The 15,633-nt window shown below is 47.9% G+C and carries 15 protein-coding genes; 14 read left to right on the top strand and 1 reads right to left on the bottom strand.

The features are described from left to right. Positions 1–247 precede the first annotated feature (247 nt). The 8 genes from MHH50_RS27170 to MHH50_RS27135 all read left to right on the top strand — a co-directional run bounded on the left by MHH50_RS27170 (position 248) and on the right by MHH50_RS27135 (position 8,038). Positions 248–1,024: an ABC transporter ATP-binding protein gene (locus MHH50_RS27170; protein ID WP_340033699.1), complete on the top strand. Its 777-nt coding sequence runs from the start codon at positions 248–250 to the stop codon at positions 1,022–1,024. Between the two features lie 106 nt (positions 1,025–1,130). Next, on the top strand, positions 1,131–1,934 hold the full coding sequence (locus tag MHH50_RS27165; RefSeq protein ID WP_076128755.1) for an ABC transporter permease: 804 nt from the start codon (positions 1,131–1,133) through the stop codon (positions 1,932–1,934). 35 nt (positions 1,935–1,969) lie between these two features. Then, positions 1,970–2,857: an ABC transporter permease gene (locus tag MHH50_RS27160; RefSeq protein WP_076185455.1), complete on the top strand. Its 888-nt coding sequence runs from the start codon at positions 1,970–1,972 to the stop codon at positions 2,855–2,857. A 24-nt stretch (positions 2,858–2,881) separates the two neighbouring features. Beyond that, complete coding sequence (locus tag MHH50_RS27155; protein WP_076193650.1) at positions 2,882–4,489, top strand: FAD-binding protein; 1,608 nt, start codon at positions 2,882–2,884, stop codon at positions 4,487–4,489. Beyond that, positions 4,486–4,818 carry a ferredoxin family protein gene (locus tag MHH50_RS27150; RefSeq protein ID WP_036680289.1) on the top strand — a complete coding sequence of 111 codons (333 nt, stop codon included), beginning with the start codon at positions 4,486–4,488 and terminating at the stop codon, positions 4,816–4,818. Before MHH50_RS27155 ends, MHH50_RS27150 begins: the two co-directional genes overlap by 4 nt. A 47-nt stretch (positions 4,819–4,865) precedes the next feature. Further along, the gene (locus MHH50_RS27145) at positions 4,866–5,930 is read left to right on the top strand and encodes an ABC transporter substrate-binding protein (protein ID WP_340033698.1); all 1,065 of its coding nucleotides are present in this window, start codon (positions 4,866–4,868) and stop codon (positions 5,928–5,930) included. A 159-nt stretch (positions 5,931–6,089) separates the two neighbouring features. After that, positions 6,090–7,700 (top strand): FAD-binding protein, encoded by a 1,611-nt coding sequence (locus MHH50_RS27140; RefSeq protein ID WP_076128746.1) that lies wholly within the window; start codon positions 6,090–6,092, stop codon positions 7,698–7,700. Then, positions 7,697–8,038 (top strand): 4Fe-4S binding protein, encoded by a 342-nt coding sequence (locus MHH50_RS27135; RefSeq protein ID WP_076128745.1) that lies wholly within the window; start codon positions 7,697–7,699, stop codon positions 8,036–8,038. Before MHH50_RS27140 ends, MHH50_RS27135 begins: the two co-directional genes overlap by 4 nt. Before the next feature lie 66 nt (positions 8,039–8,104). Here MHH50_RS27135 and MHH50_RS27130 read toward each other — a convergent pair whose 3' ends face one another. Further along, a complete protein-coding gene (locus MHH50_RS27130; RefSeq protein ID WP_038573366.1) occupies positions 8,105–8,650 on the bottom strand; it encodes a glutathione peroxidase in 546 nt (181 codons plus the stop codon). A gap of 623 nt (positions 8,651–9,273) precedes the next feature. Here MHH50_RS27130 and MHH50_RS27125 point away from each other — a divergent pair. From MHH50_RS27125 to MHH50_RS27100, 6 genes are all read left to right on the top strand, one after another. Beyond that, on the top strand, positions 9,274–10,350 hold the full coding sequence (locus MHH50_RS27125; protein ID WP_076193656.1) for a bifunctional 3-deoxy-7-phosphoheptulonate synthase/chorismate mutase: 1,077 nt from the start codon (positions 9,274–9,276) through the stop codon (positions 10,348–10,350). A 261-nt stretch (positions 10,351–10,611) separates the two neighbouring features. Beyond that, a complete protein-coding gene (locus MHH50_RS27120) occupies positions 10,612–11,988 on the top strand; it encodes a SulP family inorganic anion transporter (protein WP_254847764.1) in 1,377 nt (458 codons plus the stop codon). 188 nt (positions 11,989–12,176) lie between these two features. Then, a complete protein-coding gene (locus MHH50_RS27115; RefSeq protein ID WP_076137019.1) occupies positions 12,177–12,659 on the top strand; it encodes an Rrf2 family transcriptional regulator in 483 nt (160 codons plus the stop codon). A gap of 21 nt (positions 12,660–12,680) precedes the next feature. Next, complete coding sequence (locus MHH50_RS27110) at positions 12,681–13,679, top strand: LLM class flavin-dependent oxidoreductase (RefSeq protein ID WP_340033696.1); 999 nt, start codon at positions 12,681–12,683, stop codon at positions 13,677–13,679. 192 nt (positions 13,680–13,871) lie between these two features. Beyond that, positions 13,872–14,645 carry a hypothetical protein gene (locus tag MHH50_RS27105; RefSeq protein WP_076280277.1) on the top strand — a complete coding sequence of 258 codons (774 nt, stop codon included), beginning with the start codon at positions 13,872–13,874 and terminating at the stop codon, positions 14,643–14,645. Positions 14,646–14,750: 105 nt separating this feature from the next. Continuing rightward, the gene (locus MHH50_RS27100) at positions 14,751–15,584 is read left to right on the top strand and encodes a prohibitin family protein (RefSeq protein ID WP_076128733.1); all 834 of its coding nucleotides are present in this window, start codon (positions 14,751–14,753) and stop codon (positions 15,582–15,584) included. Positions 15,585–15,633 lie beyond the last annotated feature (49 nt).

The raw sequence follows: 15,633 nt of genomic DNA, 5'->3' as shown, positions 1-15,633 counted from the left end.
TTCATCCTACTAAAAGTGATTAAATTCATTGCTTTTCTAACTTATGAACTAGAAATAACTCCACTTCTGTTCCATAAAAGGGCTTGTTTTTTGTTGACAGCTTATAAAATCGATGATATTTTAAATATTATAATTCCAATTGATTTACTTTGAATAATGATTGCCGACTGTTCCTACAGAGGTATTGCGAATGTAAAAACGCAATGCCTCTGTTTTTTTGTCCATACAGATTAAAGGAGGGGTCAAGGTGGGAGAAGCGTTGCTGTCTATTTCGAACCTAAATAAACGTTTTGAGTCTGCCGGTGGTCATGTTCAAGCACTCCATAATGTAGATCTCCATGTACAGGAGGGCGAATTTATTACAGTCATCGGCCCCAGCGGCTGTGGAAAAAGTACACTATTACGCATCGTAGCCGGTCTGGATAGCGGGTACACTGGCAGTGTCACCCTGGAAGGGGCGGAGATTGGGGGTCCTGGGATCGATAAGGGTTTTATTTTTCAGGAGCATCGCCTCTTTCCCTGGCTTACCGTTGAGAAGAATATTGCCTCTGATTTACCGCTAGGGAACAAGGAGGTTAGGCGGAAGGTCGATGAATTGATTGATCTGGTGAAGTTAAATGGATTTGAGAAATCTTATCCCCGCGAGTTGTCGGGAGGGATGGCCCAGCGGGTGGCAATAGCTCGTGCACTTCTGCGCAATCCGAAAATACTGCTGCTGGACGAACCGTTTGGTGCACTGGATGCATTCACTCGGGCTCATATGCAGACGGTATTGCTGGACATTTGGCGGGCTAACCAAACAACCATGATTTTTGTGACACATGATATTGATGAGGCTGTGTTCTTGGGGGATCGGGTAGTGATTCTAGAGCCGCGTCCCGGGAAAATACGTAAAATTGTACCGATAGATTTACCGTATCCACGGAAAAAAACAACGATATCCTTTCAAGAGCTGCGTTTGAAGGTGTTGAATTATTTTGAAAAGGTAGATGAGCTAGAGCTTACAGACGGAGCCGGAATATAAAATAGGTCGACCATACCCATGGAGACTTTCGAAGGCATTAACATTCGAGGGTCTCTTTCTGTTTATTTAAAGTGATTGTAAAGCTGAAAAAAGGTGGGTTCAAAGTATGACAAATCGGGCTGTAGTCATAAGAACTTCCGGAAGACCCGGAAAGGTGGCAACACTAGGACTTGGTCTTTTGCTGCCGGGCAGTGTGCTAATTCTGTGGCAGACGCTCGGGCATTATGGAATGATCTCGGAGATGCTGTTCCCTACGCCGTATACGATTGCGGAATCTTTTGTAACTTTAGCGGCTTCAGGCGATCTGTGGCCGAACTTTAGAATCAGCTTGGTCAGAGCCTTTTCTGGATTCCTGCTAGGTGGTGGACTGGGTCTGCTGTTAGGACTTCTCGTAGGCCTGTTCCGCAGATCGGAGAAGCTGTTAGATCCTTCCCTGCAAATGATCCGCATGATTCCCAGTCTGGCGGTAGTACCGCTGTTCATTTTATGGTTCGGGATCGGTGAGGAGTCGAAGGTGCTATTGATTGCTAAGGGAGCTTTTTTCCCGCTTTATATCAATACGTTCATGGGAATTCGCGGCGTGGATAACAAGCTGTTCGAAGTTTCCCGGGTACTTGGCTTCAGCCGGTTGAAGCAGATTGGCAGGTTAGTACTTCCAGCAGCGCTGCCGAACATTATTCTTGGAGTGCGTCTCTCTCTAGGGCTTTCTTGGCTGGGGTTAGTAGTGGCAGAGCTTATTGCATCTACCTCAGGCATTGGATACATGATGTCCGATGCGCGTCAATTTGCGGACACACCAGTGGTGTTCGTGGGAATTATTATTTTTGCCGTAGCTGGATTGTTGAGTGATTCCATTGTTCGTTACATTGAACGACGGTTGTTGAGATGGCAAGACAGTTATCGCGGATAACCTTGAACGCTCATTAAACAAAAGGGGGATGCACCATGAGCGATGGAGTAGAAGCTATTATCAAAAATACTAAAAGAGCCAGAGAAACGCTGGATAGCGGCGGCACAGCTCCTTTATCCAAGAAGACACCGAAGAAACCCGCAATACAAGTTGCATGGAAACCCCTGCTCTCTGATTGGGGAATGGGTGCAATTATCCCGGTGGTGACGTTAGTCCTTTGGCAGCTGGCAGGGAGTACGGGGCTGGTCTCAGCAACCTTTTTGCCGACTCCGCTTTCGATTGCAAGAGCTTTTACCGACTTGTTGGTTACTGGAGAGTTAACTCATCATCTGGGCGTCAGCATGGGTAGGGCGGGCATCGGATTTCTTATTGGAGGTGTGTTGGGTCTTCTATTCGGCGTACTGACCGGCTTGTTTCGCAGTGTAGAATATGTGCTCGATCCTAGCGTACAAGTGCTTAGGCTTGTTCCCCATTTAGCTATAGCGCCGCTCATTATTCTCTGGTTCGGGTTTGGAGAGATGTCAAAAGTTGTGATCATTATGACAGGCTCATTTTTTCCGCTCTATATTAATACATTTATGGGCATCCGCAATGTGGACAATAAATTGTTCGAAGTAGCTCGGGTATTGGGATTCAGTCCATATCAGAAGCTGCGCAGGCTTATACTCCCGGCGGCGCTGCCTGGAATTTTGTTAGGGCTAAGGTTGTCGCTGGCTGTAGCTTGGATTGGTTTGGTTGTAGCAGAGCTTATTGGATCACAGTCAGGTATTGGGTTTCTTATCAATGAAGCGAAGCAGAACTCTAATACAGAGGTTGTATTCGTAGGCATTATTATTTTCGCAATTGTCGGTAAGCTGATCGATTCCTTGTTCCGGATTATTGAACGAAAGTTCCTGTTCTGGCGCGATAGTTACGAAGGCTAAACAAACTGAGGAGGTCTTAAACATATGAGTGGATCGGTGAAAAAAGGATCGGTGAATTTGGTGGCAGACGTGCTCGTTATCGGAGGAGGTCCGGCAGGAACGTGGGCAGCCCTTACTGCATCAGCGAAGGGGGCCAAAGTAATCCTTGCAGATAAAGGGTACTGCGGTTCAAGTGGGGCAACGGCACCGTCGGGAACGGGAGTCTGGTATGTGAAGCCGGATGAGAAGCTCCGGAAAGAGGCAAAAGCAAGTCGTTATGCGCTTGGCGGTCAGCTGGCTGAATCTCGCTGGATGGACCGGGTGCTGGATCAAACCTATGCCAATATGAACAAGCTTGGTGTTACCGGTTATCCATTCCCTGTAGATGAGCAGGGCAATCAATTCCGAAGAAGTCTGCAAGGACCGGAATATATGAAATTAATGCGTAGGCTGGTGAAAAAGGCAGGCGTCAAAATTCTAGATCACAGCCCAGCCTTGGAACTCCTGGCAGATGAGCATGGCGTAGCTGGAGCGGCTGGAGTTCATACCCAGAGTGGAGAAACCTGGACTGTTCAGGCAGGAGCAGTCGTCATTGCTACCGGAGGCTGCGCCTTCCTAAGCAAGGCACTTGGCTGCAACGTGTTGACCGGAGATGGTTATCTCTTCGCTGCTGAGGCTGGGGCGAATCTGTCCGGCATGGAATTCTCCAATGCCTATGCGATCTGCCCTACGTTCTCTTCGGTGACCAAGACAGCGTATTACAGCTATGCCAGCTTTTATTATGAGGATGGAAGCATTGTGGAGGGAGCCGGTTCCAAGAAAGGCCGTTCTGTAATTGCCCGGAATCTGTTGGCAGGTAATCAGGTGTACGCCAAGCTGGATGGGGCACCAGAGGATTTAAGACCGCTGCTGCGGGTGGCGCAGACGAACTTTTTCCTTCCATTTGACCGCCAGGGAATTGATCCGTTCAAGGATGCGTTTCCGGTTACTTTGCGGCTCGAAGGCACGGTTCGGGGGACGGGTGGCATTCATATTACAGATGAAAGCTGCGGCACAGGTGTTCCCGGACTTTACGCGGCAGGAGATGCTGCTACCCGCGAGCTGATTTGCGGAGGTTTTACTGGCGGAGGCAGCCATAATGCGGCGTGGGCGATGTCTTCAGGTTCTTTTGCTGGTGAAGGAGCTGCTGTCTATGCACAGAGTCTGGGGTCGCACGCTGCGCAGCGTAGTCCAGTCGGCTTATCGTCATCACCACTGGTGCATCAGGAAGTGAAGCCGGGAGTGGCAGCCCAAACAGCAGAGTATGTGTCTGCTGTACAGGCTGAGGTGAAGCCGTATGATATCAATTTGTTCCGGACAGAACAAGGGCTGACGTCTGCACTTGATCGTCTGGATGGATTGTGGAAAGAGCAACGAAGCCGCGAAATTCAGCGTACGCCAGAAGGGGTCAAGGCACGGGAAGCCGAAGCCATGACCGCAACAGCCCGCTGGATGTACAATTCTGCACTTGCTCGTACAGAGACGAGAGGCATGCATAAGCGTGAGGATTTCAAGGCTACAGATCATGGCCAGCATCACCGCTTGATCAGTGGCGGATTAGATCAGGTATGGGTGAAGACGGAAGCCGTGGCTAAGGAGGGTGTTCTATCGTGATTGAGGTGATCAGCGCTGCCAGATGTGTAGAGTGCAACCAATGTGTATCTGTCTGCCCGACTAATGTTTTCGAACGGGTAGAGGATGGCATTCCTGTTATTGCCCGGCAGAGTGATTGCCAGACTTGCTTTATGTGTGAGCTGTATTGTCCTGTCGATGCTCTCTACGTTGCACCAGACTCTGAGAATATTATCGGTGTGACAGAAGCGGAACTTCAGGAGCAGGGACTACTTGGCGGTTATCGTGAAAAAGTAGGCTGGGGTAAGGGCAGGCAGCCGGTGGCAAGCCATGACTTTATGTATAAATTGGCGTCGAGGGCAGGGTTCTGAGCTGGATCAAGATTTAAATAAATAGCATAAACCTAGGGGGAGAAACAATGAAACAAGCGTACAGAGAGATTCAAGGGAAACGTTCTAGGAAGATTCGGTTTGCACTTTTAACTACAATTATGATGGCCATGCTGGTGCTTCAGGCTTGCGGAAATAATACGGGCGGCAATGGAGCATCTGCCCCCGGGGGATCAAATACGGAGAAGGCGGGAGAAGGGGCCACGAGCACGAGCAATGTTCCAGCGGTATTGAACTTTGGGTTTATCGGTTCCAACAAATTGAATGTGCCCGGCGGTGCAGAGGGTTGGGGCTTTTATAAAGGGATTATTCAAGAAGAGTTGAAGAAATACGGCATTACTGAAGTGAAGCTTACTGGCTTTCCAAACGGTCCGGATCAGACAGAATCCTTGATTAGTGGTCGGCTGGATATCGGCAGCCTTGGAGATACACCTGCTATTATTGCCTACGCTTCTGGAGCCAAGACCCGTCTGATTTCACAATCTTCCGCGAACACGATTGGTTATTTGATCGGCAAGAAGGATGGGCCCAAGACGGTGAAAGATCTGCAAGGTAAAACTATCGCGATTCAAAAAGGCTCCTTCATGCACCGTTATGTAGTTGGATTACTACAGGAAGAAGGCGTGACCGACTACAAACTCGTGCATATGCTCATTCCAGATGCTACTGCAGCTTTAGCCCGTGGAGATGTAGATGCTACAACAAATTTAGGCGTTCCTGCGCTGAAGCTGATTGACCAAGGCTACACTCACTTGGATGATGCCTCGAAGCACCCGAACCTGCTTGGTTCTAGCGCAACAGTTGTGTCTGAGGATTATCTGGCGAAATTCCCTGATTTTCCGAAGGTATGGAACGAAGCTAGAGAGAAAGCCTTGGCAGACTTGAAGCAGCATGAAGATGAGTATTATCAATTTCTGGCTGAAATCGGAGATACAACGCCTGAGCTGGCGAAGCAAGTGAATCCGATTAGTGATATCAAGGATACTGCGTTCACTGATGAAGGAACAAAGCTGCTGGACGGTACCAAAAACTTCCTCGTAGAAGAGAAGTTAGCGAAAAAAGACTTCAATATTAGCGATTGGCAGCTGAAATAAAGTTGCTTAAAAGCTGTTTTAATTGAACTTAAGATTCTTCTGTAAAGGTAATTGAGTGACTGCGGTGAATATTTGGACTTTCGGCCGCCTCTCCGCCACTCCTCCCTTTAGTGATTTTTAAGTTCAACTAACTCAGCTAATGGTGTAGGAGGAAAAAATATGTCGCAGCTTAAGAAGAAAATGACAGTGGATGTCCTCGTGCTTGGCGGAGGTCCTGCTGGGGCGTGGTCGGCATGGAGTGCAGCCTCGCAAGGTGCAAAGGTAGTCCTGGCGGATAAGGGCTACTTGGGCACAAGTGGCGCAACTGCACCGGGTGGAACAACGTTGCTCGTTATCCCTCCCATTGCCGAGCTGCGGGAGCAGGCAGTGCAGGCCAGACTTAAGGCCGGCGGATATTTGTCGGAGAATGCTTGGATTCACCGGGTGCTGGATCAGGTAGAGCAGAACCTGGCTCAAGTGGAGCAGTGGGGGTATCCGTTTCCGAAGGATGAAGAAGGAAACTCACTGCGTACCCATCTCCATGGACCAGAATATATGCGGATTATGCGAAAAGTTGTGCGCAAAGCAGGGGTCGCAATTCTTGATCAGTCACCAGCGCTGGAACTTCTTCATGATGAACACGGTGTTGGTGGAGCGCGTGGGATCAACCGCCTGACAGGAGAGTCTTGGGAAGTGAAGGCAAATGCCGTTGTAATGGCTACCGGCGGCTGTGCTTTTCTCAGCAAAGGTCTTGGTTGCAACGTGCTGACAGGGGAGGGATTGTTGATGTCCGCAGAGGTGGGAGCTGATCTCTCGGGCATGGAATTCAGCCGCCAATATGCGCCAAGCTTTGCGGACGGAACCGTAACACGTGGCCGTATGCTGGCTTGGGCCACTCTCTATGACGCGGACGGTCATCCGTTGCATAGAGGGGATCGGACCTTTGGCAGCATTCCTGAGCTGATGCTGAAGGGTCCGGTTTACGCTTCGCTGGATCTGGCAGACACCGCGGAGAAACAGGATTTCCTGCGCAAAGCGCATCCGATTTTCTTTATGCCGCTGGAGCGGGCGGGAATTGATGCGTTTAAGCAGAAATTCCCGCTCACCCTGCGCTATGAGGGCACGATGCGCGGGACTGGGGGTCTGCGCTTGAGCGGTACGGATTGCCAGACGACCGTGCCCGGACTCTATGCGGCCGGTGATGCCGCATCTCGCGAGAAAGTGACCGGCGCCATCTCCGGCGGCGGGGCTTATAACGCTTCCTGGGCCATGTGCAGCGGAAGCTGGGCTGGACAGGGAGCCGCGCAGCATGCGCTGTCCTGCCGAGGACAGGCGAACAGCCGCAAGCTGACCGCAGCGGGACGCTACGGGCTGGCGGCTGGCGCCGATGCCTCGGAAACGCTGGAGGTGAAGCCGCTAATCGCGGCAATCCAGCGTGAAATCTTGCCGCTGCAGATCAATTATTTCCGCAGCGAGCCGGGCATTTCTTCAGCCTTGAAGCGGCTGAATGCCTTGATGCCCTATTTGAACGGGCAGGCTCCTGCCAGCGTTCAGGGCATCGTGCAATCACGTGAAGCCGCGGCTATGCTCGCGGTCGGCAGGTGGATGTACACCGCGGCACTCGCCCGGAAAGAGACCCGCGGACTGCAAAAGCTAGCGGAATATCCGGAGCTTGATCCGCGCCAGACTCACCGGCTGATCTTATCCGGTATTCAACATATAAGCGTCAGTACAGAGGCTGTGCCCCATGCTCATGAACTGAATGCGCTGAAGGAGGGGCAAGCGATATGATCGAATTAATCAGCTTGGAGCGTTGTGTTGGTTGTAAGCTGTGTACGAAAGTATGTCCGACGAACGTATTCGAAATGCAGGGGAAGATTCCGGTCATTGCCCGTCAGGAAGATTGCCAGACCTGTTTCATGTGTGAAGCTTATTGTCCTGTAGATGCTTTATACGTGGCACCACAGGCGGATCAGCTGATCGGTGTAAATGAGGAGGTGCTGATTCAGTCAGGTGTGTTGGGAAGCTGGCGTGCTGAAATCGGCTGGGGACCTGGTGCGAATGGTTCGATGGCGGAGAGGGACACGACTCCTTATTTTGAAGTGTTTACCGAGCAGTACCGAACATGATTAAGCAGATGCTTAAACCCAAAAAATCCGCCCGAAAGCTGGGCGGATATTTCATATATTAGAAACTTATAGCAGGGCTTCGATAGCTGGTTCAATATCCAGCGGGTCCACCGTAGATTCGAATCTAGTGACCACATTGCCTTCGCGATCAATCAGGAATTTAGTGAAGTTCCACTTGATTTCGTCATTGTTCAGAGCCTCTGGATCTTTGTCTTCAAGCATGCTTTGCAGCAGCTTTCCTGAAGAATGGTTGATGTCGAACCCTTCAAATCCAGCCTGTTCTGTTAGGTAGGTGAAAAGAGGGTGTTTAGCTTCGCCTTTTACGTCAACCTTTTCAAAGAGTGGGAAGGTTACCCCGTAATTGATTTGGCAAAATACATTAACCTCTTCATTGCTGCCGGGTTCTTGCTCTCCAAATTGATTGGAAGGAAAGCCGAGAATTTGGAGGCCGCGTTCCTCGTACCGCTCATAAAGCTTTTGCAGATCTGAATATTGGTGGGTAAATCCGCACTTACTTGCTGTATTCACTATCAGTAGCACTTTACCTTTGTATTGCTCTAGCTCGATATCTTTTCCCCGAATACTGCGTGCTGAATATTGATAAATGCTCATGGCTGCTACATCCCTTCAGTTATCTATGCTTTTTGAAAAAGAACAGGAAATATTTATAATAATTAAATTGTAAACAATTCAATTATCGCTGTCAAACAATACAGCTTGAAGGAATTGGAACCGTAATTGCCAGGTTGGAATAGGATAGATAATGGGTATGGATCAGTCAAAAAAATTTATTGCGTTAAAGCTACTCTGCGTTCCATTATTATCTTGCATCGGGGACGTTTTTTGATTAAGATAGCAGAAACCAGCGCAAAAGCCGCGCTGACATAGATAAGGACTATGACGAAGAGAGTAAGCATTATAGCGGATCTTAACAGGGAAGGCGTGCCGGAGACTGAGAGCACCCTCATGAGACGATTAATGCCGAAGTTCACTTCCGAGTCGGCCCCTGAAGTAGTTTGTCACAGGTTGTGGCAGGTATGAGTAGGGAGGCCCGCGCCCCGCGTTACCGGGTGAAAGACAGAATTAATTCTTAGTCAGGGGAACATGAGATTCTATTCCTTTGTGCTAGTATTCGGGTTAATTCTAAATAAGGGTGGTACCACGGCTCCTCGTCCCTTGCGACGGGGGGCCTTTTTGCGTTCCAAATTATAACAAAAAGAGGGAGTGGAAGGGTAATGAGTAACGTGGAATTGGATGTTCTTAGAGGTCGTCTGGATGAAATTAATGGGCAATTGCTGGAGCTGATCTCCGAGCGGGCTAAGATTGTTCAGGAGATTGGAGGAGTTAAAGAAAAACAAGGTGTCCCTAAATTTGATCCAGAACGGGAAAAACAGATGCTGGATAAGCTCGTAGCGAGCAACAAAGGCCCTTTCACTAACGGGACGATCCGTAGCCTCTTCAAACAAATTTTCTCAGCTTCTCTGGACTTACAAACAGATGATCATAAAAAAACTTTACTGGTAGCCCGCAAGAGCCACAAAGAGGATACAGTGATTGTTCTGCCGGGAGATGTAACGGTTGGCGGTCCTTCTTCACTGATGGTAGCCGGTCCTTGCTCCGTGGAAAGTGAACTGCAGACTCGTACCGTAGCTGCCGCCCTGCAAAAAGCCGGAGTACGTGTAATGCGTGGAGGTGCCTTCAAGCCTCGGACTTCACCTTATGATTTCCAAGGGCTGGGAATGGACGGTTTAAGAATATTACGAGAAGCAGCAAATGAATATGGACTGCTGACCATCAGCGAAATTGTAGATCCAAGACATATTGAAGAGTCACTTGATTATGTGGATATCATCCAGATCGGTGCACGTAATATGCATAATTTCGAGCTGCTAAAAGCGGTCGGAGAAGTCGACAAGCCGGTACTGCTGAAACGTGGATTGGCTGCCACACTCGATGAATTCATCCATGCAGCGGAATATATCATGTCTCGTGGAAACACACAGATCATGCTGATTGAACGTGGAATTCGTACCTATGAAAAAGCGACCCGCAACACGCTTGATATCTCAGCAGTGCCAATTCTCAAACAGGAATGTCATTTGCCAGTATTGGTTGATGTAACTCACTCGACAGGCCGCAAAGACATCCTTATTCCATGTGCGAAAGCCGCACTCGCAGCTGGAGCTGACGGCATTATGGTGGAAGTGCATCCTGATCCTGCAACCGCATTGTCTGATGCCGCTCAGCAGCTGAACATTGATGAATTCAACACCTTCTTTAATGAAGTGAAAGCTTCCGGATTGTACCGGTAATCTAGAAATATAGAATTTGCATGATATTTTAAGGATTCGCTAGAAAATGAGGTGTATAAGCGCTTACAAGTCTAACTAATCTTTTTGTGAAGGTGAAGGTGGGTCGAGTACAATAAGCAACATTAGCGTTGCACCGGCCCCGGGTCTTTTCTGACAAAAGATCCACACATTTTAATAGTCACAGGAGGAAAATAGATTTTGAAGCAGCTTACCTTAAATAATGGGTGGTTTTCTAACACTCGAACCGATATTTTATCGGGGATGACCGTAGCCGTTGCGCTGATTCCTGAAGCGATCGCTTTTTCGATCCTGGCGGGAGTAAGTCCGATGGTTGGTTTATATGCCTCTTTTTGCATTGCGATTGTAACGGCACTTGCCGGAGGCAGACCCGGAATGATCTCGGCGGCTACGGGAGCTATGGCTCTGTTAGTCGGAAGTCTCGTACTAGAACACGGAATAGAGTATCTGTTCGCGGCAACTGTACTGGCTGGCGTGTTTCAGATATTGATGGGGATGCTAAAGCTGGGGCGGTTTATCACGTTTTTGCCACAGCCGGTCATGACGGGTTTTGTCAACGCGCTGGCGATACTGATTTTTATGGCACAGCTTACCCATTTTAAAGGACAAGGCTGGGTGATGTACGGACTGGTAGCTCTGACCTTGCTTATTATCTACACGGTTCCTCGGTTTACCAAAGCCGTACCTTCAGCACTTGTAGCGATTGTTATTGTTTCTGTTCTTAGTATCGCTCTTCATCTGGACGTAAGAACCGTAGGCGATATGGGGAATATTACAGCAACTTTGCCACTATTCCATCTCCCGCAAATCCCGTTCACGCTGGATACGCTGCTTATTATTTTGCCATATTCACTTTCGCTGGCCGTAGTTGGGCTATTGGAATCCCTGATGACTGCCACCTTAATAGATGATATTACGGGCACAGGTAGTGATAAGAACAGAGAGGCGAAGGGACAGGGGCTTGCGAATGTAGTCACTGGTTTTTTCGGAGGGATGGCAGGCTGTGCGATGATTGGCCAATCGATGGTTAACATGAAGTCAGGAGGACGCACGCGTCTGTCCACGTTTGTATCAGGGATCTTTTTATTATTCTTAATTATCGTACTTGGCGATGTGGTGAAGCAGATCCCGATGGGCGCGCTCGTCGGCGTAATGATAATGGTCTGTATCAGCACCTTTGAATGGGGCTCACTCAAAACTTTAACCCGTGTTCCGCTAAGCGATGCGCTGGTTATGATTGTGACGGTGGTCACTGTGGTGGTTACGGACAACCTTTCTATTGGGGTTTTGTTTGGAGTTCTGCTAAGTGCTTTAACGTTTGCTTGGAAAATAGCTTCGATCCGCCTAACTGTTCAGGAAGCAACCTCTTCCAAAACATATGCGGTATCCGGCCAGTTGTTCTTCGGCACGACCAGCCACTTCATTCATGAATTCGCCTACGATAGCGATCCGGATCATATTATTATCGATTTTTCACACTCCCATGTGTGGGACCAATCCGCTGTCCATGCCATAGCGAAGACGATGAGCAAATACGCCGAGCATGGTAAAAAAGTCACCATTACCGGACTTAATGACCAGAGCTCACAGCTGGTTCAGCGGGTGGGATTATCCATATGAAAAAAGATTGCGCTATATGCGCGATCTTTTTTTTATAGCAGATATTAACTGAAAGAAAGGCCAGCAAGGTTTTACTTTTGGTGCAAACTGATATAAAGTATAAAGTGGATAATGTTTATCCGCTTTATACGCGGATGGTATTATCTACAGTTTGAATCAAGCTATTTACGTAAATCGAGGTGCTGTACATGCATATGAAAACAGGGGTAGAACAGTCGGTATATGCACTGGTTCTACTCAACATGCTGCCGGATAAGGCGGTGTTGTCTGGGGAAGCGATTAGCCAGCAGCTCGGAGCATCGGCGACCTATTTTCAGAAACTGTTAAGAAAGCTGGTAACCGCAGACATCATCACGTCTGTTCCCGGCATTAAAGGCGGTTTTAAATTAAAGAAAAGCCCTGAAGATATTCGTGTATATGACGTTTACCTCGCGGTGGAAGGCCAGCAGTCGCTGTATTCATCGAATGGTATTCTGGTAGATATGTTGGATTTAGAAAAAGAAGACAGCTGCTGCCTGTTATCGAATCTGATGGAAGAAGCTGAATCCTCTTGGAAAGCCGTATTAAAGCGGGAGACTATTGCTTCGTTGTCGGAGGAAATGCGTGGTGAACGCTTTAAAGATAAGATTGCAGCCCTAGAGGAATGGGTCAGTAATAAAATGGTCATCTAACCAAAGAAGGGATGTATTCGCATGAGATTAAGCATATTGGATCAGGCACCCGTGACAAGCGGCAACACTGCGGAAGGTGCCCTGAATAAAGCAGAAGAACTCGCTATTTTAGCAGATGAGCTGGGATATAGCAGAATGTGGATGGCAGAGCACCATGGCGGAAATACATTTGCTAGCTCAGCTCCGGAAGTAACGGCTGCCCGTTTAGCCGCCAAGACCAACCGTATTCGAATCGGCACCGGCGGTGTAATGATGATGCATTATTCTCCGCTTAAGCTGGCTGAAGTATTTAAAACGTTAAGTGCTTTTTCCCCGGGGAGAATTGATTTTGGTGTGGGACGAGCTCCTGGTGGCGATACAAGCGCCATGTACGCTTTATCTGAAGGCCGTGAGTTAATGCTGCATAATATGTATGACAAGCTTGGCATTACCATGCAGCTGCTTAGTGATCAGATTCCGGAAGATGAGCTATATGCCAAAAATCTCGCTGCTCCAACGAAGGTGGCGCTCCCAGAAGTATGGTTGTTAGGCTCGAGCGGCAATAGCGCGCGAAAAGCTGCACAAATGGGAGTCGGATACTCCTTCGCACAATTTTTTAATGGTGCGATGAGTAATGAAATCTTGGACCATTACCGGAATAACTACCAGCCTTCTATCTTTATGGACAAACCAGAGATCAGTGTATCCTATATGGTGACCACAGCAGAAACGAAGGAAGAAGCTGAGTATGAAGCATTACCGCAGGATATTTTTCGGTTGATGATGAGTAAGGGCCGGATTACTCAGGTGCTGACACCAGAAGAAGCTCAGAACATTTCGCTATCGGAAATTGACCGGATGTCAATCAAGGAAGGGCGCAAGATTCATTTAGTTGGTGCGGTTAAAGACATCACCGTACGTTTGCAAGAAGAACAAGCACAATATGGATTCCAAGAAGCAATGATATGCAGCATCCCACATTCGCAGGAGAAACGGCTAGAGGTTTACCGACTACTGGCGCGTGAACTGCTAGGCTCTTGATTCTGGATAGCTAACCTTAACCCGCATTTGATGCGGGTTTTTTGTATGCCAATTTAGCTTTTTGATCGGCGCATACCCTCAAAAGACAATAAATTAACCCTCCCGCCTCCTAAAAGTAACATTTGAATGCCTAACTTCATCTATGATTAATGAAAGATTTATTTTTAAAAAGAGGTTAGGAAGTGATCAAGGATGTTTCCTTTACATAAATCCGTTACGCTGACAGCCTTGCTTCTAATGAATCTACTGGCAGGTTGCCAACATCAGGTGGACCCATCCCCCGCTCAATCGGCTAACGACTACCACACCTCAAGACCGAAGCCAACAAACACCGCTGCTAACCTCATTAAGCTGGAGTGGAACCTGGTGGATACAATGCCCATAGTCTCTCAACTAAGTGCTCCACCCACAGGCGCTACTTTGATTACAGAGAAGAAGCTGGAGGATTTTGGAGGAGTCAAAGTGAGTGTGTATACGATGGCTAGTGACGAAGACTATGTGTATGCCAGAACTTCTACTTCCAAAGGACAATACAGTCTAGGGGCGATAGGAACTTATAATTATCGTCAACCGGAGGATATTAAGGTAGAAGTAGTGCGGCTGTTTAGCGAAAAGGTGTTGAAAATCACCGGGGGACTAGGAGCAAATAACTCGCTCAGTAACTATTATTTAATCGACGAGAGCGGTAACCCCTCGGGTTTGCTGCAAATTGATACCGGACATTCCAAAGAGCTGGATGTTGATCAGGATGGATCTTTTGAGGGTGTAGCCGCACATGGAAATCCGATGAGTGCCTATATTTACCGCTGGAATGTTGATCACGCTGAGATAACTTTCGTTAATGATGCTTTAAAGGCGGACTCCGTGGTGCTAACGGATGAAGGAATATATGAAGCTTCTAATATCGGGGACAAGCAGAGCAAGAAATTCCGGTTGACCGTAGAAGGACTGATCCCAGAGCGGTAACGCCATGACCACTGCTGTTGAAATATTTCCTGCGACCATTTACCCTAAACCTCCGTATAGACGGTTAAGCTTGAATGATTATCCATAATCTAGGAGGGGTATTGGATGAATATGCAAATGAATCCGAAATTGAAACAGCTGCGTCCGGGAAAAATAGTCACCGGTATTGCAGCGGTGCTTATTGTATTGTTGATCGGCGCGAACTCTTTTGTATCAGTGGAATATGGGCATGTAGGTTTATACAAAACCTTTGGTAAATTAAATGACAATACATTGTCACCCGGCATTCATTTTAAAATTCCATTTATTCAGACGGTGATTCAGGTCAATACACAGGTAACGAAGGCGGAGACCGATACTTCAGCCTCTTCAAAAGATCTTCAGCCCGTGTCCACACATGTGGCGGTGAACTATTCCGTAAATAAGGCTTCCGCCTTTAATCTGATGAACAATATCGGAGGTAATTTTGATAGTGTAATTATCAATCCGGCCATTCAAGAAATCGTTAAAGAAGTGACAGCCAAATATCCAGCAGAGGATTTGATTACGCGTCGTGATGTAGTGTCGAGTGAGATTAGTGAGCACTTAACCGCTAGGCTGGCAAAATATGACCTGATCGTCAACGATATTAACATCGTTAACTTTAAATTCTCGGAGGCGTTTAACCAGTCGATTGAAGCAAAGCAGGTCGCCCAGCAGCAGGCATTGAAGGCCGAAAATGATCTCCGGCGGATTGAAATTGAAGCGAAGCAAAAAATCGCCCAGGCGCAAGCAGAGGCTGAATCTTTAAGACTTAAGAAGCAAGAGGTTACACCTGAGCTGGTGCAGCTGAAGCAAATTGAGGTTCAGGAGAAAGCGCTGGAAAAATGGAACGGCGTGTTGCCATCTGTAACAGGGGGAGCCACACCTTTTGTGGATGTTCAATCTCTGACTAAATAATTCATTATTGGGTTTCTGATTTATTTCCTCTGATGAAAAAGCCCTACTT

This window comes from Paenibacillus sp. FSL H3-0302 (genome assembly GCF_037982245.1).
Taxonomy (GTDB): Bacteria; Bacillota; Bacilli; order Paenibacillales; family Paenibacillaceae; genus Paenibacillus_AQ; species Paenibacillus_AQ odorifer.
This window is presented reverse-complemented; position numbering and strand designations above follow the sequence as displayed.